Below are 21,994 nucleotides of genomic sequence, written 5' to 3'. Positions count from 1 at the left end.
CCTGCTTTCGTCGGTGAAGTCGTGGGACGCATGCGAGACATCCGACCGCCCTCGCACACGACTGTTAAGCCTAACCCAGTCTGAGCCGCGGTTCCGGGCCGATCAGGATCCCGTGCCTGGGAGATCGCCGACCCCCCGCCGCACAGGAAGTGTCACTACCCTTGATGGACATGGAGTTCTACGGTGCAGAGCCCGAAGTCGATCTGACGTATTCCGACGTCTTCCTCGTTCCGCGACGCTCCGGGATCACGAGCCGCCTCGATGTCGATCTCTCCCCGGGGGACGGCACGGGAGCGACCATCCCCCTCGTCTCGGCGAACATGAACTCCGTCACGGGCGCTCGCCTCGCGGCGACCCTCGCGCGCCGCGGCGGACTCGGGGTGCTGCCGCAGGACATGCCTCTCCAGGAACTCGATGCGGCGATCCGCTGGGTGAAGTCCCAGCCCGTGCCGTGGGACACGCCTCTCGTCCTGCCGCCCGACGCGACCGTCGCGGATGCCTCGCGGCTCATGCCCGCGACCGACGGCCATGGGATCGTCGTCGCCGAGCGGTCGAGCGGCGAGGCGCTCGGGATCGACGAGGTCCTCGGGATCGTTCCGGCCTCGAGGCTCGGGACCGCCCTGCCCGACGCGCGTCTGGGCGATCTTGCGCGCGGCCGCACCGCCTCGATCGACGCGGAGGACGTCGAGAGCGCCCGTCACGCGTTCGACCTCCTCGTCGCGGCGGAAGCCGAGACGGTCTGCGTCCTCCACCACGGGCACGTGGTCGGAACGCTGTCGCGGCGCAGTGCCTTGCGCTCGACGCTCTACCGGCCCGCGGTCGATGCGGACGGTCGTCTGATCGTCGCGGCTGCTGTCGGCATCAACGGCGACGTCGCTTCGAAAGCGAAGGCGCTCGCCGCCGCGGGCGTCGACGTCCTCGTCGTCGATACGGCGCATGGACACCAGGAGGGGATGCTCCGCGCGCTTCACACGGTCTCGCAGCTCGATCTCGGCATCCCCATCGCCGCGGGCAACATCGTGACGGCCGAAGGCGCGCACGATCTCGTCGCCGCCGGCGCCACGATCCTCAAGGTCGGTGTCGGACCGGGCGCGATGTGCACGACCCGCATGATGACCGCCGTCGGTCGGCCGCAGTTCTCCGCCGTACTCGAAACGGCCGAGGCCGCTCGGGTCATGGGCGCGCACGTCTGGGCCGACGGCGGCGTGCGGTACCCGCGTGACGTCGCCCTCGCTCTGGCGGCGGGTGCGGCATCCGTCATGATCGGCTCGTGGTTCGCCGGCACGATCGAGGCTCCGGGGGAGCTGCGCACGGACGAGAACGGGCGCGCCTACAAGGAATCGTGGGGGATGGCCTCGACGAAGGCCGTGCACGACCGCTTCGGGCGGCTGGACCCCTACGACCTCGCGCGCAAGGAGCTCTTCGCGGAGGGCATCTCCTCGTCGAAGATCTACCTCGATCCGCTGCGACCGGGCCTCGAGGATCTCCTCGACATGATCACATCGGGCGTTCGGTCGTCCTTCACGTACGCGGGTGCCTCCTCCGTCGCGGAGTTCCACGAACGCGCCCGCGTGGGCCTGCAGTCCGCCGCCGGATACGAAGAGGGCAAGGCGCTCCCCGTCAGCTGGTGACGCCCCGCGCCCCCTCGTCCAGACCCCTCGTCGAGAAACCGGCTTGTCGCCGAGACACCCCGTCGTTGCGCGCATCTAACGGGGTGGGTCGGCGAGATGCCGGTTAGTCGACGGGAGATGCGCACGGATGCTGGGGCTCCAGGCATCCGTGGGGCTGGCGTCCCGTAGACTCTTCGCACGATGGACGACCCTCCCAGTAGACAGACGCCCCACGTTCTCGCGCCCCGGAAGCGGGGTGACGCGTGATGGATTACGTCATGTTGGGCGTGGGGCTCCTGCTCACGATCGGAACGGGTCTCTTCGTTGCGAGCGAGTTCGCGCTCGTCAACCTCGACCGTGCCGACCTCGAATCTCGGCGCGCCGCGGGTGAGACCCGCCTGTCGATGACGATCAACGCGTTGAAGATCACCTCGACGCACCTCTCGAGCGCGCAGCTCGGCATCACGTTGACGACCCTCCTCACGGGTTACACGATGGAGCCGGCGATCTCGAACCTCCTCCGCCCCGTCTTCGCGGCCTGGGGATGGCCGGAGGGCTTCGCGAGTCCGTTCGCCGTCGTGATCGCGATCACGTCCGCGACGATCCTCTCCATGATCCTCGGCGAGCTCGTGCCGAAGAACTTCGCGCTGGCCGTCCCGCGCCAGACGGCGAAGCTCGTCATCCCCTTCCAGGCCGCCTTCACGGCCGTCTTCCGCCCCGCGATCGTCGTGCTCAACGGCAGCGCGAACGGCGTTCTGCGCGCCATGGGGATCGAGCCCAAGGAAGAACTGTCCGGTGCCCGCACGGCCGAGGAACTGTCGAGCCTCGTTCGGCGTTCGGCGAGCGCGGGGTTGCTGGAACTCGACACGGCATCGCTGCTCGACCGCACTCTGCGGTTCGCGCGCTTGACGGCGGCCGACGTCATGACCCCGCGCCCCAGCATCCACGCCCTGTCCGCCGAGGAGTCCGCCGAGGACGTGGTCCAGCTCGCGCGCCGCACGGGGCACAGTCGCTTCCCCGTGTACGACGACTCGATGGATGACATCACCGGCATCGTCCACCTCAAGGCGGCCGTCGGAGTGCCGCGGGACCGCCGCGCCGACGTTCCCGCCGCGGCGCTCGCGACAGAACCCCTCCGCGTTCCCGAGGCCGTTCACCTCGACGCGCTCGTGTCGGAGCTCCGCGCTCGCGGCTACCAGATGGCGATCGTCGTCGACGAGTACGGCGGCACGGCAGGCGTCGTGACGCTCGAAGACCTCGTCGAGGAGATCGTCGGCGAGGTCCTCGACGAGCACGACCGACGGCGGGCGGGAGTCGTGCGTTCGGCCGATTCCGTCTCGTTCCCCGGCGAGCTCCGACCCGATGAACTGCTCGACCGGACGGGCATCCGCATTCCGGAAGGCGACGTGTACGACACCGTGGGCGGATACATCATGAGCGTCCTGGAGCGGATCCCCGCGACGGGAGACTCCGTCGAGACGGATGACGGGACCATCGAGGTGCAGCGCATGGATGGTCGACGCGTCGACCGCGTGCGCTTCACGCCGGCCCCCGTTCCGAGCGAAGACGCCCTGACCGAGGGAGGTGAGTCCCGATGAGCGATTGGGCCGGACTTGCCTGGCTGTTCGTTCTCCTCATCGCGAACGCCTTCTTCGTCGGCGCCGAGTTCGCCGTCATCTCCGCGCGGCGCTCGCAGATCGAGCCGCTCGCCGAGAAGGGCGTGCGCTCCGCCAAGACGGCGCTCTACGCGATGGAGCACGCGACATTGATGCTGGCGACGAGCCAGCTCGGCATCACGATCTGTTCGCTCCTCATCCTCAACGTCTCCGAGCCCGCCATCCACCACCTTCTCGCGGAGCCGCTCGCGCTGACGGGGCTCGCCGAGGCGACCGTCGACGTCATCGCGTTCGTCATCGCGCTGCTCATCGTGTCGTACCTGCACGTCGTCTTCGGCGAGATGGTGCCGAAGAACCTGGCGTTCTCCGTGCCCGACCGCGCCGTGCTCATGCTCGCGACGCCGCTCGTCTGGGTGTCGAAGGTGTTCCACCCCGTGATCTTCACGCTCAACTGGATCGCCAATCACATCGTTCGCCTGTTCCGCGTCGAGCCGAAGGACGAGGCGGCATCGACCTTCACGCTCGAAGAAGTGACGACGATCGTCAACCAGTCGCGCATCGAAGGCGTCCTCGAGGACAGCGCCGGTACGTTGTCGGCGGCCCTCGAGTTCACCGACAAGAAGGCGATGGATGTCGCCGTGCCGCTGTCCGACCTCGTGACGCTGCCTCAGCAGACGACGCCCGACGAGATCGAGCGCGCCGTCGCCAAGCACGGGTTCTCGCGCTACGTCATCGTCGACACCGACGGAGCGCCGGTCGGATACGTCCACCTCAAGGACATCCTGCGCGCCGCAGAGGGTCCGGATGCCGCATCCGACGTCGTCCGTCCGCTTCCCGCCAAACGCATCCACCACATGGTGCCCGTCATGGAGTCCACCGATCTCGAAGATGCGCTGGCCGTCATGCGACGCGACGGGCGTCACTTGGCGCAGGTACGGAACGAGACGGGGGAGACGACGGCCGTCCTCTTCCTGGAGGACATCATCGAGGAGCTCGTCGGCGAGGTGCAGGACGCCACCCGTCGCCGGCGTTGAGCGGGGGTCCTCGGCGCCCTCGTGGATAGGGTGGCGCCATGGATGCTGAGTGGGCGGCGCGCGACGTCGCGAAAGTCGTGCGGATCCCTCAGGACTCCGACGACAAGTACTCGCGGGGAGTGCTCGGCGTCCGCACGGGCTCCGTGCTCTACCCCGGCGCTGCGGTGCTCGGGGTGGAAGCCGCGTGGCGGACGGGACTCGGAATGGTCCGGTACGTCGGACCGGCTCCCGAGCTCGTGCTGGCGCGGCGACCCGAGACCGTCACGGCCGACGGACGGGTACAGGCCTGGCTCATCGGATCGGGCACGGATGCCGCGACCCGCGGCTCCGACGAGACGGCGGCGCTCCGCGGTATCCTCGAGGGCGTCGTCCCGGTCGTCGTGGATGCGGGGGCCCTGGACCTCGCGCCGGGGAGCGCGGCACCCGTCGTCGTGACACCGCACAGCCGCGAGCACGACCGTCTGCGGTCGGCGCTCGACCTGGAACCGTCTGATGGCAGTGCGGCGTCGGTCGCGGAGACGGCGCGCGCACTGGGTGGCACCGTTCTGCTCAAGGGCGCGACCACGATCGTCGCCGATCCGGATGGGCGGAGCGTCGTCGTGAGGCCGGGTGTCCCGTGGCTCGCCACCGCGGGGACAGGGGACGTGCTCGGCGGGATCCTCGGTGCCCTCGTCGCGGCATCCTTCGCGGACGACGAGCCGGAGCATCTCCTCGAACTCGCCGCGTCGGCCGCCTGGCTCCACGGGCGCGCGGCCGCGCTGGCGGCATCCGACCTGGGCCGTCACGGGGGTCCGATCACGGCCCTCGATGTCGCTGCGACGGTTCCCCGCGCCGTCGCCGAGGTGATCGCCGGCCTCTGACGACCATCCTCCGCGCCGGCCGGGTGGGGACGGCGCGCACCGCGGCGGCCCATACGATGGTGAGCGTGTCGAGGCGGGCGGTGCTGTGGATCGGGTTCGCGCTCGTGCACGTCGTCGTCGCCGTGCTCGGCTTCCGGCTCCCGAACCAGCCCATGGGCGACGTGTATCTCGTCTACGAACCCTGGGCGCTGCAGGCGCTGAGCGGCGGCGGCATACCGGGAGTCACGGAGCAGTGGATCTATCCGCCGGTCGCTCTCGTGCCGATGGTGCTCGCCGTGGGTCTCGAGTGGATCGCGGGATACGAGGTCGCGTGGGCGCTGCTCGTGACGGCATGCGATGCGCTCGCGTTCGCCCTCCTGGTGGGGCACGCCCGTTCGCGTGGCCGCTCGGTCGGGGCGTGGTTCTGGCTCGCCTTCATCCTGCTGCTCGGCCCTGTCGGGATGTACCGCCTGGACGGCCTGACCGTTCCGCTCGCGATCGCGGGATGCCTGTGGCTCGTCGGACGCCCCGCCGTGGCATCCGCTCTCCTGACGATCGCGACGTGGATCAAGGTGTGGCCCGCGGCGCTGCTCGCTGCAGCGGTCATCGCGGTGCGCCGACGGCTTTCGATCATCACGACGGCGCTCGTCGCGAGTGCCGCCATACTGCTGGTCGTCGTGTTGGCCGGAGGTGCCGAGCATGCGCTGGGTTTCGTGTCGGGGCAGACCGACCGCGGGCTCCAGCTCGAGGCGCCCGTGAGCATGTTCTACCTGTGGCAGGCCGTCGCGGGAGTCGAGGGCTCGTACCTCTACTACGACCGCAACATCCTGACGTTCCAGGTGACGGGCCCACAGGTGGACGGCGTCATCGCTGTCATGACTCCGCTCCTGATGGTCGCGCTCGTGGCGGTGGCGGCACTCGGCGCGGTTCAGCTGCGCAGAGGCGCGCGCTTCGCAGGCCTCTTTCCTGCGCTGGCGCTCAGCCTCGTGCTCGTCTTCATCGTGTTCAACAAGGTGGGGTCGCCGCAGTATCTGACATGGATCATCGCGCCGATCGTGCTCGGACTCGTGCTCGACCGGAACCGTTGGTCTCCGCTCGCGATCGGGGCTCTCGTGACCGCGGCTCTCACCCAGATCGTCTACCCGATCACCTACAACTTTCTGCTCAACGCCGATGTTCTCGCCGTCGCTGTGCTGACCGCGCGCAATCTGCTTCTCGTCGCTCTGCTCGTCTGGACCCTCATCCACGTCGTGCGTGCGCCCGTGCATGCTCGCGCGCACGCTGCCGCCACCGATACCACCCCCTGAACCGGAGGTCTCCCATGCTCATCGCCTTCTCCGTCGCCCCGAGCGGTGCCGGCAACGCCGACGGCAGCGTCCACGACGCGGTCGCCGCCGCAGTGAAGGTCGTTCGCGAGAGCGGCCTGCCGCACCGCACGACCTCGATGTTCACCGAGCTCGAAGGCGAGTGGGATGACGTCATGGGTGTCGTCAAGCGCGCCACCGAGGCCGTGATGCCTTTCGGGTCGCGAGTGTCGCTCGTGCTGAAGGCCGACATCCGCCCGGGCCGTACGGGTGAGATCGACGGCAAGATCGAACGCCTCAAGCGGGCCATCGACGACCTGGACTGATCGGGCTTCTCGAATCGATTCGACAGGATGCCGGGAGCGCGGCTAACATAGCGCGGTGACCTCCTCTTCCCTGAGGAAGAGTGCGGCGATGTGGGCGCTTCTCTCCCTCGCCATCGGCAGCTTCGGAATCGGCATGACCGAGTTCGTCGTCATGGGCCTTCTCCCGAACATCGCGCAGGATCTCCTGCCGTCGATGTGGTCGACGAATCAGGCCGACGCGATCGCGACGGCGGGCTGGCTCATCACGCTCTACGCCCTCGGCGTCGTCATCGGCGCGCCCACCATCGCCGGAGTCGTCGCGAAGTATCCCCGCCACCTCGTCATGATCGGCCTCGCTGCCGCACTTACGATCTTCAACGCCCTCACCTTCATCGCTCCGACGTTCGAGCTCGTCGCGGCATCCCGCTTCTTCGCCGGACTTCCGCACGGCGCCTACTTCGGGATCGGCGCGCTCGTCGCAGCCGACGTGCTCGGCCCCGGCAAGCGCGCCAAGGGGGTCGCGTTCGTGCTGACGGGGCTCACCCTCGCGAACGTGGTCGGAGTACCGCTCGGCACCTTCCTCGGGCAGCAGTTCGGCTGGCGTATCGCCTTCATGATCGTCGCGGCGATCTTCGCGCTCGCGACCGTCACGATCGCGCTGTTCGTGCCGGCCCACGCGGGCGATCGGGAACGCACTTTCCGGCGCGAGCTCAAGGTCTTCCGGATTGGTCAGGTCTGGCTCGCGCTCGGCGTGGGAGCTATCGGCTTCGGCGGGTTCTTCGCCGTCTACAGCTACGTCGCGCCCATGGTGACCGACGTGGCGCTCGCTCCCGAGTGGGCCGTCCCGATCGTGCTCGTACTCATGGGTGTCGGGATGACGGTGGGAAATCTCATCGGCGGTCACCTCGCCGACGTGCACCTGACCCGCACCCTCGTCGGGGGCCTCCTCACGCTTGCTGTCGTGCTCGTGCTCCTCGCGCTGACGGCGGCGTGGATCTGGACTCTCGCGCTTTTCGTCTTCGCGACGGGGCTTGTTTCGGCAGCGCTCAGCCCGACGATCCAGACGCGGCTCATGGACGTCGCCGAAGACAACCAGTCCATCGCCGCCGCCGTCAATCACTCGTCGCTCAATCTCGGCAACAGCCTCGGCGCGTTCCTCGGCGGCGTCGTCATCGCGCTCGGCTGGGGCTTCGTCGCGCCCGTCTGGGTCGGTGTCGCGCTCGCGGCGGGCGGGCTGGGAATCGCCGTCGTGAGCATCACGCTCGAACGCTCCCGGTCGCTCGCGCGCGTCTGAGGTCCATGCCGGGCCGCGCCCTGACGGATCTAGGCTGGCGGTGTGACAGAGCCGTCCTCCCTTTCACCCGACACGACGGCAGCACGGGCGACGCGCGTGCTGACCGACATCGTGAGCGATTCCCGTCCGCGCGTCGCCGACGACGCGACCGACCCCGCCATCCCGGTCGCCGCGACGCTCGTGCTGCTGCGTGACACCGGCGCCGGCATCGAGGTGCTGATGATCGAGCGCCCCGATCGCGGCTCGTTCGCGGGCGCGTGGGTCTTCCCGGGCGGGAAGCTCGAAGACACCGACCGTCACGAGGTCGAGGCGGAGGAGGATGCCGCGCGGCGCGGCGCTGTCCGCGAGACCCTCGAGGAGACCGGCCTCGTCGTCGATACCGACACGCTCGTGACCGTCTCGGTATGGGATCCGCCGCCGGGCATCGCGGTGCGGATCCGCACGTGGTTCTTCGTCGCCGCGGCGCCGACGGAAGGCAGCATCCGACTCCAGGCAGAGGAGGCCGTTCGCGCCGAGTGGATCGATCCCGCGGAGGCGATCGCGCGGCACAGCCGCGGCGATCTCATGCTGTACCCGCCGACGTGGGTCACGCTCCATGAGTTGGCGGATGCGGCATCCGTCTCTTCTCTCGTCGACGCGACGCGACTGTCGGGCGTCCGCCGCTTCGACAGCATCGCGCGCCGCGCCGAGTCGGGTCCCATGCTCCTGTGGAGTGAGGATGCCGAGTACGAGGCGCCCGGCGCAGACGGTGCGTCGCGGCATCGGCTCGAGATCGGCGCGCTGCCGTGGATCTACACGCGCTCGGACTGACGCCGCCGACGCTGATCACGTCGCGAGCAGGCGCTCCAGGTGGCGTCCGACAGCAGGCGTCTCGATGAGGAAACCGTCGTGGCCGAAGTCGCTCACGAGCACGACGGCCTCGTCGTCGATCGTGTTTCGGATGCCGCGGGCGATCCGCTGCTGCCCGTCGACGGGGAAGAGTCGGTCGCTGTCGATGCCGAGTACGAGCGCCGTCGCCGTCACACGGGCAAGGGCCTCTTCGACACCCCCGCGGTCGCGTCCGATGTCGTGGGAGTTCATCGCCTCAACGAGCGTCAGATAGCTGTTGGCGTCGAACCGGCGCGTGAAGCGGTTGCCGTGGAAGTCGAGGTACGACTCGACGGCGAAGCGGCCGCCGTGGCCGAGTGGGCTGACTCCCGACTGCCACGAGCGCTGGAACCGCTGATTGAGCTCCGTCGGAGAGCGGTAGTTGAGCAGAGCCATGCGGCGCGCGAGCGCGAGTCCGCGGTGGGGGCCGTCGCCGTCCGCGGCGTCGTAGTACTGCCCGCCCTGGAAGCGCGGATCGATCCGCATGGCCTCCAGCTGCACCGAGTTGAGGGCGATCTGGTCGGCCGTGTTGACGGGTGGGGCGGAGAGGATGCCGACGCGTGCGACCCTCTCGGGATACCCGATCGCCCACTCCATAGCGTGCATGCCGCCCATCGAGCCGCCGATGACGGCCGCCCATTCGTCGATGCCGAGTGCGTCGGCGAGGCGGACCTGCGCAGCGACCTGATCGCGCGTCGTGAGATACGGGAAGCGCGAGGCCCACTCGTAGCCGTCGGAGGCGATGCTCGACGGGCCGGTCGACCCCTGGCATCCGCCCAGCATGTTCGGGGCGATGACGAACCAGCGGTCGGTGTCGATCGGTGCGCCCGGTCCGACGATGTCATCCCACCAGCCGGTCGTCGGGTGGCCGGGACCCGCGGGTCCGCGGACGTGGCTGTCGCCGGTGAGCGCGTGCAGGATGAGGACCGCGTTGTCGCGGCGCGGGGAGAGTTCGCCCCACGTTTCGTAGGCGAGGCGGTACGAGGGGAGCTCGGCGCCCCCCTCCGTGCGGAACGCACCGAAGGCGGCGAAGCGGCGGTCGCCGACCGGGTCGCCGTCGCGCCATGCGCCCGTCGCCGGCGGGCGGCCCAGCAGCGAGCGCACGTCGGCCTCCGTCACGGGCGACGAGGGCACCGTGTCTTCGGAGGTCTGCCAGTCCATGCGTACAGCTGCCTTTCGCGGGAGCTTCCAGGCTACGTCGCTGCGGGGCTCCGTTCGCGCGTGTTACGGGGGTGGGGCGGGTTTCGTGCGGGTGGGGCGTGGCGCGTTCGGGTGGGGCGGGTTTCGTTCGGGTGGGGCGTGGATTGTGCGCCCCGTCGGGACGGATGGTGCCCCGGGGGAGCGGGCGGGTGGTGGGAGGTGGGTGGGGCGGGTTTCGTTCGGGTGGGGCGTGGATTGTGCGCCCCGTGGCGACGGATGGCGCCCCAAAGCCGTGCCCGCCTCGCAGAGTCCAGGTTGCACCGGATGCCGCGGGCTCGGCGCTAGACAGGGGCGAGCCACGTGCGCAAGAGTGGCGGAGTGGCCGCGGGCATCTGAGGACGCGGCCTTCCTGGGGAAGCACGGGGCGTGATTCGCTCGGCTGGGGCTCGGATTGCACGCCCCAGCGCTACGGACCGCGCCCCGAACGCCGGACGCGTCGGCGACGATCGACGACTCCGGGTCAAGACGAGGAGAGTCCATGTCACGCCGCATACGCTCATCGCTCCATCTGGTCGCCGTCTCCGCGCTCGTCGCCGTCGCGCTGACGGGTTGCGCCGGGAGCGCGACACCTGCGGCATCCACAGCGGATGCCGAAAGCCCGACACCCACGCCGAGTCCCACGCCCACGCCCATCGACATTCGGGAGATCGATCTCGCGACGGGCGACGTGATGTTCTCGAGTGGGGGATTCTCGGCGCCGGTCGTTGTCGCGCTCGAAGCGGGGACGGGCAGCGACGACCTCGGTAGCTACACGATGAAGGAGCCGGTCTACGCCGACGCGAACGGCGACGGCATCGACGACGCGCTCGTCGCGATCGAACGCCTCGACGGAAACGGCTGGGAGTCACTCTGGTACGTCTTCCTCGCGGATGGTGACGGAGGTGCAGCGCAGGTCGCCGTGCCCGTTGCCCGCGCGGCCCGATGCGGCGATGGTGTCGAGTCGACCGGCGCAGCGCCCGGCGGTGGGTTCGCGGTGGATGTGGTCCTGCGTATCCCGCTCGTGGACGACGGGCTGGCCTGCTCCGACCCGGGCTCCGGCAGGGAGAGCCGGGTCATCATGATCGACGGAGATGCGGGAGATCCGCTCGCGCTTCCGATTCAGACGGCTCCGGAGTCTGCATGGGGCGGAATCTGCCCCGGGACCAGCTGGTGGGACACCGAAGCATCCACCGTCGAGCTTCTCGCGTTCCCGCGCGAAGGCAGTGTCGTCGTGAACGACGCGTCGTCGCCCGCCGGGGTCTTCCCGCCCGTGAGCGACCCGGCACCGCTGCTCGCGGCGATCGGGGTTCCGGTCGAGGGCTGGGCTTTCGTGGTGTTCATCGGGGCGTCTTCGGCTGAGCTCGACGTCAAGCCGATGACCTGCGGCTGGGGCAAGGCCGCCTGAGCAGGTGCGCCTCGCGGGCCCTGCGTCTTCGGGCGTGGTCTCAGCGACTCGCGGCGCGTTCTCGGGGCGGCTCGCGGCACGCTTTCGCTGGGTTGGGGCGCGGGTTGCTGCCCCGGGGCGCTGATTTCGCGCCCCGGGGCGGTGGAATGCGCCCCGGGGTGGTGGCCGGCGGACGATTTGCGCCCCGGGGTGACGGATTGCGCCCCGATCGGGAGCCGCTGTGGTTTCGCTGCCTTGGGGCGCGGTTTGCGGTTCCGGGGCGCTGATCGCGCGCCCCGGGGTGAGGGAGCGCGCCCCGGGGTGGTACCGAGCCGCGATCCGTGCCACCCGGATGCCGCCCCGGTCGACGGATGCCGCCCCGGAACGTACCGCGGCGGGTCAGGCCCCGAGCCCGCGCGTCTCGTACGTAGCGCCGTGCTGGCCGGCGAGAGCGACGACCCGGCCGTCGACCGTCTGCACGAACCGGTGGTCCGTCGCCGCCTCCGCCGGCAGTTGGGCATCGACGGAGGCGAAGGTTCCCGTTGTCTCGTTCGAGAGCCACCTCACGCGCCGACCGATCGCCGCACCGAGACCCCGCACGAGGTCGGCGAAGCGCTCGCGGTCCGGCTGCGACAGATACAGCAGAACGGCGCTGTGGTACACGACGAGGGTCGCGTCAGGCGGCGACTCGCGGGCCACCTCGGCAAGGCGCTCGAGCAGATCTCCGCGCTCGATCCGCGGGGGATCGGATGCCGCAACGGCCGCGGCCCCGCGAAGCCGGGCGACGCGGGAGTCGTGGTGCGGCCCCGGCCAGATGAGCGTCGCGAGCCACTCGACGGCGTCGGGATCGGACGGGTCGATGGGCCGCAGGTCGATGCCGCGACGCCACACGATCTCCGGCATCCGATCCGGGATCAGCGCCTCGTCGTCGATGCGGCACTCGAGAACGAACGGGGGAGGACCCGCAACGGGATCGAGCCGCACGGCACCTGACGGCCCCTCGTACACGACGCTGTATCGATCGGGCAGCAGGCACAATCCCGCGGCGGCGCCGACCTCGAGGAGCGCGACCGGGCCATCGATCCGCGACAGTACTGGCAGGAGCGTCGCACAGCGACCCGGCTCATTCGTCTGCGTCGCTCGCGCAGATGCCACGGTCATCACGTCATCCCAATGCGCGGTCACCCACGCCGACCACTCGGGATACGGAGCAAGAGGGCAGCCCGCCCATCGGGCAGCCGCGAAGAGGAGGTTCGCCTGGCGGAGGCGCGGTTCGAGCGGGGCGATCCGCGCGAGCATCCGTTCGTCTCGGGCGATGCCGAGCGCCCACTCCTCGTAGAGCGGCGACGTGCCGTGCGCCCAGCGACGGCCGAAGTCGTCGTAGTACGCGGCGATGGCCTCAATCATGAGGCCACCCTAGGGCGCATGTCGCCGGGCCGGTCTAGCATGCGTGGCATGGACGAGGTCATCGACTATCTGCTGCAGGGCGATCCCGCGATCCGGTGGCAGGTCCTTCGAGACCTGACGGATGCCGGTGAGGCCGAGGTGCTCGCCGAGCGCGCCCGCGTCGCTCGCGAGGGGTGGGGAGCACAACTGCTCGCGCTCCAAGCGGCGGACGGGCGGTGGGATGGCGGGACGTATCGGCCCGGATGGGCGCACCCCGACCGTCCGTTCTTCGACGCCTGGACCGCGACGCACTTCAGCGTGCAGTCGCTCGTCGAGTTCGGCGTCGACCCGCACGACCATGCGGTGCATCACGCGATCGCGCTCGTGCGGGACAACGTCCGCTGGGAGCACGATGGCGAGCGGTACTTCGATGGCGAGGTCGAACCGTGCATCAACGGGGTTGCACTGTCGTCGGCGGCGTACTTCGGACAGGAGGGGCACCGCATCGCCGACACGCTCCTGCGGACTCAACTGCCTGACGGCGGCTGGAACTGCTGGGACGAAGACGGCACGAGCCCGTCGTCGTTCCACCCCACGATCTGCGCCCTCGAAGGGCTGCGAGCGTGGGAGGCGGCAACGGGCGGCACGGGGGCGACCGAGGCCGCGCGGCATCGCGGAGAGGAGTACCTGCTGGACCGCGCCCTCCTGCGTCGCAAGTCGGATGGCACCCTCGTCGATCCGCGCTTCACGATGCTGTCGTCGCCCGTGCGGTGGTACTACGACGTGCTGCGCGCCCTGGACTACTTCCGGCTTGCGCGACCCGCCGGTGACGATCGCTGCGCGGAAGCGATCGAGATGCTCCGCTCGAAGCAGTTGCCGAACGGCCTGTTCCCGCTCGAGCTCGCGCACGAGGGTGCGACGCTCTTCGGGATGCAGGGCGAGCACGAAGGGTTTCCGAGCCGTTGGGTGACCCTGCGGGCCCTCCGCGTGCTGAGGTGGGCAGGTGCGGCGGCCTGATGCGCGGCATCCGTCCGTCGCGCCGTCATCCGGATGTGGAATGATGCGCGTCATGTCGACAGTCGAGCCCTTCATGCCCGCCCATGAACCCGCGTCTGAGCCGCCGCCCACCGCGCGAGACATCGATCATGACACCGACGTGGTCTTCGACCGTCCGATTGACGGAGAGGCCCCGCTCGTGATCGATCACGACGCCCCGCCGCCACCGTTCCACGCCCCGAGCCCCGGCGACCATCTCACGGCCGCCGAGCTCGCCGAGGATCTCGGCGACTGACGTGACATGCCCCGGCCTTTGTGGGGCCGGGGCATGACTCACATCCCTTGCACGGGTGTTGTTACGCGCGAGCCGCTTCCGACACGCGACGTGCGGCCCCGAGCGCCTGCTCGAGATCCGCTTTGAGATCGTCGATGTTCTCGAGACCTACGGACAGTCGCACGAGCCCCGGCGTGACACCCGACGTGAGCTGCTGCTCGGGGGTCAGCTGCGAGTGGGTCGTCGATGCGGGGTGGATGACGAGCGAGCGCACGTCTCCGATGTTCGCGAGGTGGCTGAAGAGCGTCAGCGAGTTGACGAACTCGCGGCCGGCCGCGACGCCGCCCTTCAGCTCGAACGACAGGACCGCGCCGACGCCCTTCGGGGCGTACTGGTTCGCTGCGGCGTACCAGGGCGAGGTGGGGAGTCCCGAGTAGTTGACGGATGCCACGTCGTCATGGTTCTCGAGCCACTCGGCGATCTCCTGCGCGTTCTGCACGTGACGCTCGATGCGCAGCGACAGGGTCTCGATGCCCTGGATGAGGAGCCATGCGCTCTGCGGAGCGATGGCGGCGCCGAGGTCACGCAGCAGCTGCACGCGTGCCTTGATGATGTAGGCGAGGCCGTCGCCGACCGCGGCCGTGTACGAAGCGCCGTGGTAGGACGGGTCGGGAAGCGTCAGACCGGGGAAACGGTCGACGTTCTCGGACCACGCGAACGTGCCGCCGTCGACGATGACGCCGCCGATGACGGTGCCGTGGCCGCCGAGGAACTTCGTGGCGGAGTGGATGACGATGTCGGCGCCGTGCTCGAAGGGCCGGATCAGGTACGGGGTCGCGATCGTGTTGTCGACGATGAGCGGCACGCCCGACTCGTGAGCGACGTCGGCGACCGTGCGGATGTCGAGGACGTTGATCTTCGGGTTGCCGATCGTCTCGGCGAAGAAGAGCTTCGTGTTGGGGCGGACAGCCGCGCGCCACTCTTCGGGGTCGTCCTGGTTCTCGACGAAGGTCGTCTCGATGCCGAGCTTCGCGAGCGTGTACTTGAAGAGGTTGTAGGTGCCGCCGTAGATCGACGACGACGACACGATGTGGTCGCCCGCCTCGGCGATGTTGAGCACGGCGAAGGTCTCGGCGGCCTGGCCGCTCGCGACGAGGAGGGCACCCGTGCCACCCTCGAGCGCGGCGAGACGCTCCTCCACGACCGCCTGCGTCGGGTTCTGGATGCGCGTGTAGATGTTGCCGAACTCGGCGAGCGCGAAGAGGTTCGCAGCGTGGTCGGCGTTGTCGAAGACGTACGACGTCGTCTGGTAGATCGGGGTCGCGCGAGCCTTGGTGACCGGGTCGGGCGCGGCGCCCGAGTGGATCTGCTTGGTCTCGAACCGCCAGTTCTCGGGTGCGGACATCGTGTGCTCCTTGTTGTCTCGCATGTCGGCCGGCCATCGGTCGTGCGTCTTCAAGGAGCGTAGGATGCCGCGCCGCGCCCGACAATGGGAGGGAAATGTTACGTAACCTCGGCGGGTAGCGTGGAGACATGGTTACCAGGCGAGCTGTCGTGACGGGTGCGAGTTCGGGGATCGGTGAGGCCGCCGCGCGAGCGTTGCGGGCGAGCGGCTGGGAGGTCGTCGGCGTCGCACGCCGGGCCGAGCGGCTCGCCGCGCTCGAGCTCGAGACGGGCATCGTGGCCTACGCCGCGGATCTGACGCGGCAGGCCGACGTGGACGCGCTCGCCGCCTGGCTTAGTGAGACGGGTCCTGTGCATGCTGTCGTGAACGTCGCCGGCGGTGCACGCGGAGCCGACCGCATCGAGGACGGACGCGCCGACGACTGGCAGTGGATGTTCGAGGTCAACGTCCTCGCGACGCAGCGGCTCGTCGCGGCTGTGCTTCCGCTCCTGCGGGATGCCGCGGCATCCGATGGCCACGCCGACACGCTCTTCGTGACGTCGACCGCGGCGCAGACCGCCTACGCCGGTGGTGCGGGATACAACGCCGCGAAGGCCGGCGAAGCGATGCTCGCTCACGCGCTGCGGCTCGAACTGAACGGCGAGCCGATCCGCGTGATCGAGGTGGCACCGGGGATGGTCTACACGCCCGAGTTCACCGTGAACCGCCTGGGCGGGGATCAGGCCGCGGCCGACCGCGTCTACGAAGGCGTCGAGAACCCGCTGACCGCCGACGACGTCGCGGACGTCATCGCGTACGCGCTCAACGCGCCGGGGCACGTCAACCTCGACCTCGTCACGATGCGCCCTGTCGCCCAGTCTGCGCAGCACCTTCTTGCCCGCGGTGAACTCCGGCCGCGCTCGGACGTCGGCGCGTGATCCCCGGAACCGTTGTCACGTACCCCGACGGCGAGACGTCGTCGACGGGGACGGTGCTTCAGGTGACGCCTCTCGGCGATGCCCGGTCGGCTGTCGTGCTCGACCTGACCGCCTTCCATCCCGTGGACACGGCCTGGCCGGATCAGCCCGCCGACCGCGGGAGTCTGCGCCTCGCCGACGGCACCGAGGTGCCGATCGTCGACGCCGTCGTCGGTGCGAGTGAGGGCGGCGAGTTCGTCTTCGGGGCTGACGTGCCGGTGCGGACGGGCACGGAAGGCTGGACCTTCGTCGTCGCCCACGTCATCGAGGGATCGGTGTCGGTGGGGGAGAAGGTGTCGGTCGAAGCGGATGCCGCCTACCGTGCGGCCCTCTCGCGGGGCCACACCGCGTGCCACCTCGCGTCGCTCGCTCTGGATGCCGCGCTCGCGGGCGCCTGGAAGAAGGACGCGCCGCTGGATGCGCTCGGCATGCCGGCGTTCGACGCGCTCGCGATCCAAGAGTCGCGGATCCATCCCGACGGCTCGCACGACGTCTACCGCATCGGCAAGTCGCTCCGCCGCAAGGGGTTCGATCCCGCGGCGCTCGATGACCTGCCGGCCCTCTCGTCGCAGATCGACGCGCTCCTCGCGGAGTGGGTGGCCGCCGGGGGAGACGTGCGGATCGACCGCGACGGAGGCACGCTCGCCGACCGCAGGACGTGGGTCTGCACGCTGCCCGACGCGGAGGCCCGGATCCCGTGCGGCGGAACGCACGTCGCGTCGCTCGCAGAGCTCGGTTCGGTGGGCGTCGAGCTCGTGGCATCCGCTGTCGAGGGTGGCATCGAGGTCGTCATGACGACAACGGCGACACCGGCCCGCTGAACGCGGAAGGAACCTCGATGATCACTGTGCATCTCCGCTACGAGATCGACCCCGACAAGCTCGACGACTTCACCGAATACGGCCGAGCATGGATCCACCTCGTCAACAGGCTCGGCGGTACTCACCACGGGTACTTCATGCCGAGTGAAGGCGACAGCGACGAGGCGTTCGCGCTGTTCACCTTCCCGTCACTGGCGGAGTACGAGATCTACCGGAACGCCTCGAAGACGGACCCGGAGTGCCAGGCGGCTTTCGAACTCGCGCGCACGACGGGCTGCATACGTCGCTACGAGCGGCGGTTCCTCTCACCCGTGTTCGCTTAGCGGTTCGGCTCTGTCGGTGTCGGGCGCGAGCGCGCCCGGCGAGCTTCGATCGATATGGTCGAGGAGTCAGGGCGGGGGGCCCATGGAGAATCAGCGAGTTGCAGTGCTGGTTGCCGGCGTCGGACTCGTGATTCTCGGCGTGATCGTGGCCTCATTTCCGCGCGGCGCGATCCTCGGCACCGTCAGCATCACCGTAGGAGTCGTGCTTGCCGTGCACGCGGCGATCAAGCTCGCCGCCGAGGTGGGCGGAAGGGCGAAGCGTTCGCCGCGCGTCCTCGGCGCTGACGACCCCCTCACTGTGCCCGATCCTGGCATCTCCTTCTGGCGCTGGCTCAACGACGTGGGCTGGGGAACGACTCCATGGGCCGTGAGTGCTCGTCTGTTCGTCATCGCGATGTTGACCGGTGCGTGGACCTTTGCCTACGACATGCCCGCCGTCGATCTTGACCTCTGGATGGACATCGCCGTGCGAGCACTGATGATCTTCGGTCTGCTGACGGCTCTCTTCCTCCCTGCCTGGATCATTGAGCGTCTGACTGCGCCGCGACGTCTGCTTCCGCGCAGCGCTGATCTTGCGTTCATCGCCCCTGCGGGGGCGGGCACGATCGTCGCGGGTCTTCTCGTAGCAGCGGGCAGTGACCCGATCTGGGCAGCGATCATCGCTGGCGCCCAGCTGATCCTGGCGGTCATTGCGGGAGTCGTCCTCACCCGGCTGTCGCACCGCGGGGACTGAAGTGCAGCGTCCGCCGGTCGGACACGGCTCACCTGGACGGCACGTCGATGACGATCCGATTCCCTGGTTCGATGACCCCGGGCCCTTTGTCGGGAGTCGGTGAGGGGATCGGAATCACCTGCTCCGCATCCCACACGAGCCGGGCGTTGTGCGCTGAGGGATGGAAGAGCTCGTCGATTCCCATCAGTCCGCCCGACGACGGGGCCGACTGATCGCCGGACCTCTGGCGGAAGCGCGTCGACAGTCCGACGCCGGCGAAGACGATCGGAACGGCCAGCACGATCACGATCGTTGCCCACCCCATGACATCGCCCATGACTCACACGGTAGGCGTGCCGACGCTGCGACGCCTCCGTCCGTAGACGGAACTTCGAGCTAGCGTTGCTCGCCGGCCTCGGCATCCGCTGCTCGTCGGGCCGCACGTTCACGAAGAAGAGGCGGGCCGAAGGCGGCCAGAGTGATCACGCCGAACAGGATCATGAACCCGCCCAGCACGTACTGATCGATCAGAGCAGCCTGGACGATGCCGAGCGCAACCCAGATCGCGCCGAAGACCGTCGACGAGCTGTACGTCGCTCGTCGGTCGATGGGTGAGTTGCCCTTGTTCAATCTCCGCTGAACCCACCACAGGAAGAGGAAGAGTGCGATCCCCGCGATAAGCGCGATCGCCATCACCCAGTCGAAACGACCCTGAGTGACGATGTAGGTGGCGAATCCAGCAAGCCCGAGCGTGATGATGGCGGGGTTGTACCAACGGGGCACGCTCATCAGCGGCGGCACCTCGGCATCCGGGTCTTCGTGTTCGAGGCTCATCGTTCCCAATGTAGGCCGTAGTCACCCGTCCACGACCACGCCGTTTCGGTGCGATCTGCGGCGAGTCAATTCATCGTGAGACGATCGAGAGCGTGAAGCCTTCTGCCCGTTCAGAACTGGATGAGCTGCGCTACCGCGCTTACGGTCCTCGGGCGGACATCGCTGACGATCCGGACGCGCTGCGGAGGCTGGCGGATCTCGAGGATTCGACTCGACGCCCCTCGTCCGACAATTCGTTCGCCGAAGCGCCTGTCGATGCGTCCGCCTCGCCATTGCAGCCGCAGCCGGTGGCTGCGACGCCCGACCTTCCCGAACCCGTCGCTGCCGATGAAAGCTCACCCGAGGAGACCCCGCCCAACGAGCCGGTGCGCCCTGTCGCCCGTCGCGTACGTCGACTCGGCGATCGCCCACATCGACGGGTGTCTCGCATCGTGGGGGCCGTGTGGATCGCTTCGCTCGTCGCGGTGGCCGCAATTGCGGCTGCGGCGACTTACGGGCTCGTCAGCATCGCTCCGGTGGCGGTGTCCGAGGGAGCCGAACAGATCGCCGCGCTCGAGCCCGACTCGACGAGGACGGTACCGGCTGGCTGGTTCGGCGCTGGCGCTAGTTCCGCCACGTACACGTTCTACGGTCTGACACTGTTCGAAACGACGACCGGAATGAACGGGGGCGGAAGCGATTGCTTCGCGGTCGTGCTCAGTTCCGACTTGCCGGCAGAGGACGAGAACGTTCAGAACGGCTACTCCCTATCGGGTCCCGTGTACTCGGCATGTCGCGTCGGCAGTTTTCCGGCGTCGATCACGCTGGGTGTCGACAGCGCTTCGCCGCCAGAACTGCGGACGCAATTTCCGGACGCCGCGCTGAAGTTCATCAAGGACGGTAACCGCATCGGTGTCTTCCTCGGATCGCTGGCGGGCGCTGAGTAGCGGCGAAAGACGACTCGACTGCGTCCGTAATGCCGTCGCTGACTAGTGCCAAGAAGCGCTCAACTGAGAAAGAGGGGTGGTCTGGACTCCGAGTCGTGACCACCCCTCTGACATCAGTGCACTACGCCGTCACGCGGCGACGCTTCCCGACGATGATGGCGCCGACTCCCGCGATGAGTGCGAGGGTGGCGAGGCCGGTCAGGAGAGTGCCGTCCGTGCCGCCGGTTGCCGCGAGCGCGTTGGCGCCCGAGGCCGACCCGGCGGGTGCGGGGACGGATGCGGCCAGCGTGAAGCTCACAGGCTCGGACGGAGCGGAGATGTTCCCGGTGCCTTCCGCGGTGTCGGACTGAATGGCGACCGCCGTGTACGCCTCGGGCGGCAGCGCGAGCGTGACACTCCAGTTGCCGTTCTCATCGACGGGGATGGGATCGGCGGGGTTGGCCGGAACGGGCTCCGCCGCGGCGGCCATGCGCTGCTCGGGCAGCGCCTCTTCGACCAGGGCGGTGGGAACGGCCAGCAGGCCGATGAACGCGCCGGGCTCACCCGTGCCGGTGAAGGTGACCTGAGTGCCGGTCACGGTCTCGCCCTCTGTCGGGCTGGTGATCACGGGAGCGGAGAGCGTCGCGAGAACGGTGAAGGTGACGGGCTCGGACGGTTCGGAGATCTCACCGGTTCCATCGGCATTCTCGGACTGGATCGCGATGGCCGTATAGGCCTCGGGCGCCAGTGAGACGGTGACAGTCCAGTTGCCGTCCTCGTCGACCGGGATCGGGTCGGTAGGCGCAGGCCCGTCTGCCGCCATGCGCTGCTGAGGGAGGTCTCCTTCCACGAGCGCGGTAGGAAGCGCGACCAGCCCGATGAAGGCGCCCGGCTGTCCAGTGCCCGCGAAGGTGACCTGTGACCCGTCGATGGTCTCGCCGTCAGCAGGGCTCGTGATGACCGGTGCCGCCAGGGGCGCGGATTCCGCAGGGGGAAGTGTGAAAGTCACCGTCTGTTCACCGTCCCCTGAGCCTCCGGTGACCTGGTTGATGGCGACGGTCTGTGCGACATCCGCATCTGCAGCGTAGGTTCCCGTGGTCGACCACGCGCCGTCTGTGACGACGGCTGCCGTCGTCCCGGGAATGCGGTTGCCCTCGGTGTCGAGCACGTTGACGGTCGAGCCGTCGGTGCCCGTTCCGGCGAAGATCACCGTGCGGGAGTCGAGAAGCTGACCGTTCGTCGGCGCGAGGACCGCGAAGTCGGCGGCCATCGCGGAAACGACAAGTTCGTCCGAAGGCGCCGGCTCGGCAAGGTCGTCGACTGGGACGGGCGACGGGGCAGTGTCGCCTTCGTCGTCACCATTCGTGGCCGTTGGGCCGCCGGTCTGCTCCTCCGTCGGGCTCGTGGCCACGACGTCTGTGGCTGACGCAGATGCCGGAGCCGCACCGAGCGCGATGCCTCCGATCGCGAGAGCGAGAGCGGCTGGAATGGCCAGCGCTTTTCGCCAGAACAATGAACGGGACATCTTCGACCTCTTCAATCCGATGGAATCGCCCGCACCATTGGAACCTCGATGGCGAGCTGAACTAGTGACGAACTCAGAGCCACGCCACCCAAATGAATGCGCGCCTCAAGGCGACGCTATCAGCGAGAAAAGAATCAAATCGCGCATCCCGTTCTGTGATATGGCGGGATGAGGTTGGGCGTGCGTCAATTCATTGAACTGGGGATCATTGCTGCATGAAGCGAGTAGCTCAATCCGAGGCGACGTGGTGGAGCTTGCTTGCTTTGGCGGTTGTTCTAGGCATCGCATGCGCGGCGTTGATCGCGTTCGGCCGGTCGGGCTCCGGGCTATGGTTCACGGTGGTGGCAATGGCTCTCTTGTCCGTGACATCGATCGGGAATCTGATCTTCATCCGCAGGGCGCGGCGAAGCGAGTCCGGACCGCCT

22 protein-coding genes are annotated in these 21,994 nt (G+C 68.8%); 16 read left to right on the top strand and 6 right to left on the bottom strand.

Annotated features, from left to right (window positions below):
* Positions 1-170: 170 nt before the first annotated feature.
* From FBY39_RS15615 to FBY39_RS15580, 8 genes are all read left to right on the top strand, one after another.
* Entirely contained in the window at positions 171-1,631 is a 1,461-nt protein-coding gene (locus FBY39_RS15615) for a GuaB1 family IMP dehydrogenase-related protein (RefSeq protein WP_141933484.1), read from the top strand.
* 245 nt (positions 1,632-1,876) lie between these two features.
* On the top strand, positions 1,877-3,208 hold the full coding sequence (locus FBY39_RS15610) for a hemolysin family protein (protein WP_141933482.1): 1,332 nt from the start codon (positions 1,877-1,879) through the stop codon (positions 3,206-3,208).
* Complete coding sequence (locus FBY39_RS15605; RefSeq protein WP_141933480.1) at positions 3,205-4,260, top strand: hemolysin family protein; 1,056 nt, start codon at positions 3,205-3,207, stop codon at positions 4,258-4,260. Before FBY39_RS15610 ends, FBY39_RS15605 begins: the two co-directional genes overlap by 4 nt.
* 38 nt (positions 4,261-4,298) lie before the next feature.
* Complete coding sequence (locus FBY39_RS15600; protein WP_141933478.1) at positions 4,299-5,120, top strand: ADP/ATP-dependent (S)-NAD(P)H-hydrate dehydratase; 822 nt, start codon at positions 4,299-4,301, stop codon at positions 5,118-5,120.
* Positions 5,121-5,185: 65 nt separating this feature from the next.
* Positions 5,186-6,406, top strand: a complete 1,221-nt coding sequence (locus tag FBY39_RS15595) for a glycosyltransferase 87 family protein (RefSeq protein ID WP_141933475.1) — start codon at positions 5,186-5,188, stop codon at positions 6,404-6,406.
* 14 nt (positions 6,407-6,420) lie between these two features.
* Entirely contained in the window at positions 6,421-6,729 is a 309-nt protein-coding gene (locus tag FBY39_RS15590) for a thiamine-binding protein (RefSeq protein ID WP_141933473.1), read from the top strand.
* Between the two features lie 88 nt (positions 6,730-6,817).
* A complete protein-coding gene (locus FBY39_RS15585) occupies positions 6,818-8,002 on the top strand; it encodes an MFS transporter (RefSeq protein WP_186337029.1) in 1,185 nt (394 codons plus the stop codon).
* A 42-nt stretch (positions 8,003-8,044) separates the two neighbouring features.
* Positions 8,045-8,812, top strand: a complete 768-nt coding sequence (locus FBY39_RS15580; protein WP_141933469.1) for an NUDIX domain-containing protein — start codon at positions 8,045-8,047, stop codon at positions 8,810-8,812.
* Between the two features lie 15 nt (positions 8,813-8,827).
* Here the strand turns inward: FBY39_RS15580 and FBY39_RS15575 are convergent, their stop codons facing one another.
* Positions 8,828-10,030, bottom strand: coding sequence for a homoserine O-acetyltransferase (locus FBY39_RS15575; protein WP_141933466.1), 1,203 nt, complete (start codon positions 10,028-10,030; stop codon positions 8,828-8,830).
* 517 nt (positions 10,031-10,547) lie between these two features.
* Between FBY39_RS15575 and FBY39_RS15570 the strand changes: the two genes are divergently transcribed.
* Complete coding sequence (locus tag FBY39_RS15570; RefSeq protein WP_141933464.1) at positions 10,548-11,453, top strand: hypothetical protein; 906 nt, start codon at positions 10,548-10,550, stop codon at positions 11,451-11,453.
* A gap of 378 nt (positions 11,454-11,831) precedes the next feature.
* Here FBY39_RS15570 and FBY39_RS15565 read toward each other — a convergent pair whose 3' ends face one another.
* On the bottom strand, positions 11,832-12,839 hold the full coding sequence (locus tag FBY39_RS15565) for a DUF2332 domain-containing protein (protein WP_141933462.1): 1,008 nt from the start codon (positions 12,837-12,839) through the stop codon (positions 11,832-11,834).
* A gap of 48 nt (positions 12,840-12,887) precedes the next feature.
* On the opposite strand from FBY39_RS15565, the gene FBY39_RS15560 reads away from it, so the two are divergent.
* Both FBY39_RS15560 and FBY39_RS15555 read left to right on the top strand, forming a co-directional pair.
* Positions 12,888-13,835: a hypothetical protein gene (locus tag FBY39_RS15560; RefSeq protein WP_141933460.1), complete on the top strand. Its 948-nt coding sequence runs from the start codon at positions 12,888-12,890 to the stop codon at positions 13,833-13,835.
* Positions 13,836-13,887: 52 nt separating this feature from the next.
* Positions 13,888-14,109 carry a hypothetical protein gene (locus FBY39_RS15555; protein WP_141933458.1) on the top strand — a complete coding sequence of 74 codons (222 nt, stop codon included), beginning with the start codon at positions 13,888-13,890 and terminating at the stop codon, positions 14,107-14,109.
* 61 nt (positions 14,110-14,170) lie between these two features.
* On the opposite strand, the gene FBY39_RS15550 is transcribed toward FBY39_RS15555, so the two are convergent.
* Positions 14,171-15,517, bottom strand: coding sequence for a bifunctional o-acetylhomoserine/o-acetylserine sulfhydrylase (locus FBY39_RS15550; RefSeq protein ID WP_141934282.1), 1,347 nt, complete (start codon positions 15,515-15,517; stop codon positions 14,171-14,173).
* 104 nt (positions 15,518-15,621) lie between these two features.
* Here FBY39_RS15550 and FBY39_RS15545 point away from each other — a divergent pair, with 104 nt between their 5' ends.
* The 4 genes from FBY39_RS15545 (at position 15,622) to FBY39_RS15530 (ending at position 18,326) form a co-directional block, all read left to right on the top strand.
* Positions 15,622-16,410 (top strand): SDR family oxidoreductase, encoded by a 789-nt coding sequence (locus FBY39_RS15545; RefSeq protein ID WP_141933455.1) that lies wholly within the window; start codon positions 15,622-15,624, stop codon positions 16,408-16,410.
* Positions 16,407-17,270, top strand: a complete 864-nt coding sequence (locus FBY39_RS15540; RefSeq protein WP_141933453.1) for a metal-dependent hydrolase — start codon at positions 16,407-16,409, stop codon at positions 17,268-17,270. Before FBY39_RS15545 ends, FBY39_RS15540 begins: the two co-directional genes overlap by 4 nt.
* Positions 17,271-17,287: 17 nt before the next feature.
* A complete protein-coding gene (locus FBY39_RS15535) occupies positions 17,288-17,593 on the top strand; it encodes an NIPSNAP family protein (protein WP_141933451.1) in 306 nt (101 codons plus the stop codon).
* A 103-nt stretch (positions 17,594-17,696) separates the two neighbouring features.
* A complete protein-coding gene (locus FBY39_RS15530; RefSeq protein ID WP_141933449.1) occupies positions 17,697-18,326 on the top strand; it encodes a hypothetical protein in 630 nt (209 codons plus the stop codon).
* Positions 18,327-18,354: 28 nt separating this feature from the next.
* Here the strand turns inward: FBY39_RS15530 and FBY39_RS15525 are convergent, their stop codons facing one another.
* The gene (locus tag FBY39_RS15525; protein ID WP_141933447.1) at positions 18,355-18,642 is read right to left on the bottom strand and encodes a hypothetical protein; all 288 of its coding nucleotides are present in this window, start codon (positions 18,640-18,642) and stop codon (positions 18,355-18,357) included.
* 59 nt (positions 18,643-18,701) lie between these two features.
* Positions 18,702-19,139 carry a hypothetical protein gene (locus FBY39_RS15520; RefSeq protein ID WP_141933445.1) on the bottom strand — a complete coding sequence of 146 codons (438 nt, stop codon included), beginning with the start codon at positions 19,137-19,139 and terminating at the stop codon, positions 18,702-18,704.
* A 440-nt stretch (positions 19,140-19,579) separates the two neighbouring features.
* Between FBY39_RS15520 and FBY39_RS15515 the strand changes: the two genes are divergently transcribed.
* Positions 19,580-20,065, top strand: coding sequence for a hypothetical protein (locus FBY39_RS15515; RefSeq protein WP_141933442.1), 486 nt, complete (start codon positions 19,580-19,582; stop codon positions 20,063-20,065).
* Positions 20,066-20,186: 121 nt separating this feature from the next.
* Here FBY39_RS15515 and FBY39_RS15510 read toward each other — a convergent pair whose 3' ends face one another.
* A complete protein-coding gene (locus FBY39_RS15510; protein WP_141933441.1) occupies positions 20,187-21,569 on the bottom strand; it encodes a hypothetical protein in 1,383 nt (460 codons plus the stop codon).
* Between the last annotated feature and the right edge of the window lie 425 nt (positions 21,570-21,994).

This window comes from Microbacterium sp. SLBN-146 (genome assembly GCF_006715145.1).
Lineage (GTDB): Bacteria > Actinomycetota > Actinomycetes > Actinomycetales > Microbacteriaceae > Microbacterium.
The sequence above is the reverse complement of the archived record's forward strand: the minus strand, read 5'-3'. Positions and strand labels throughout refer to the sequence as shown.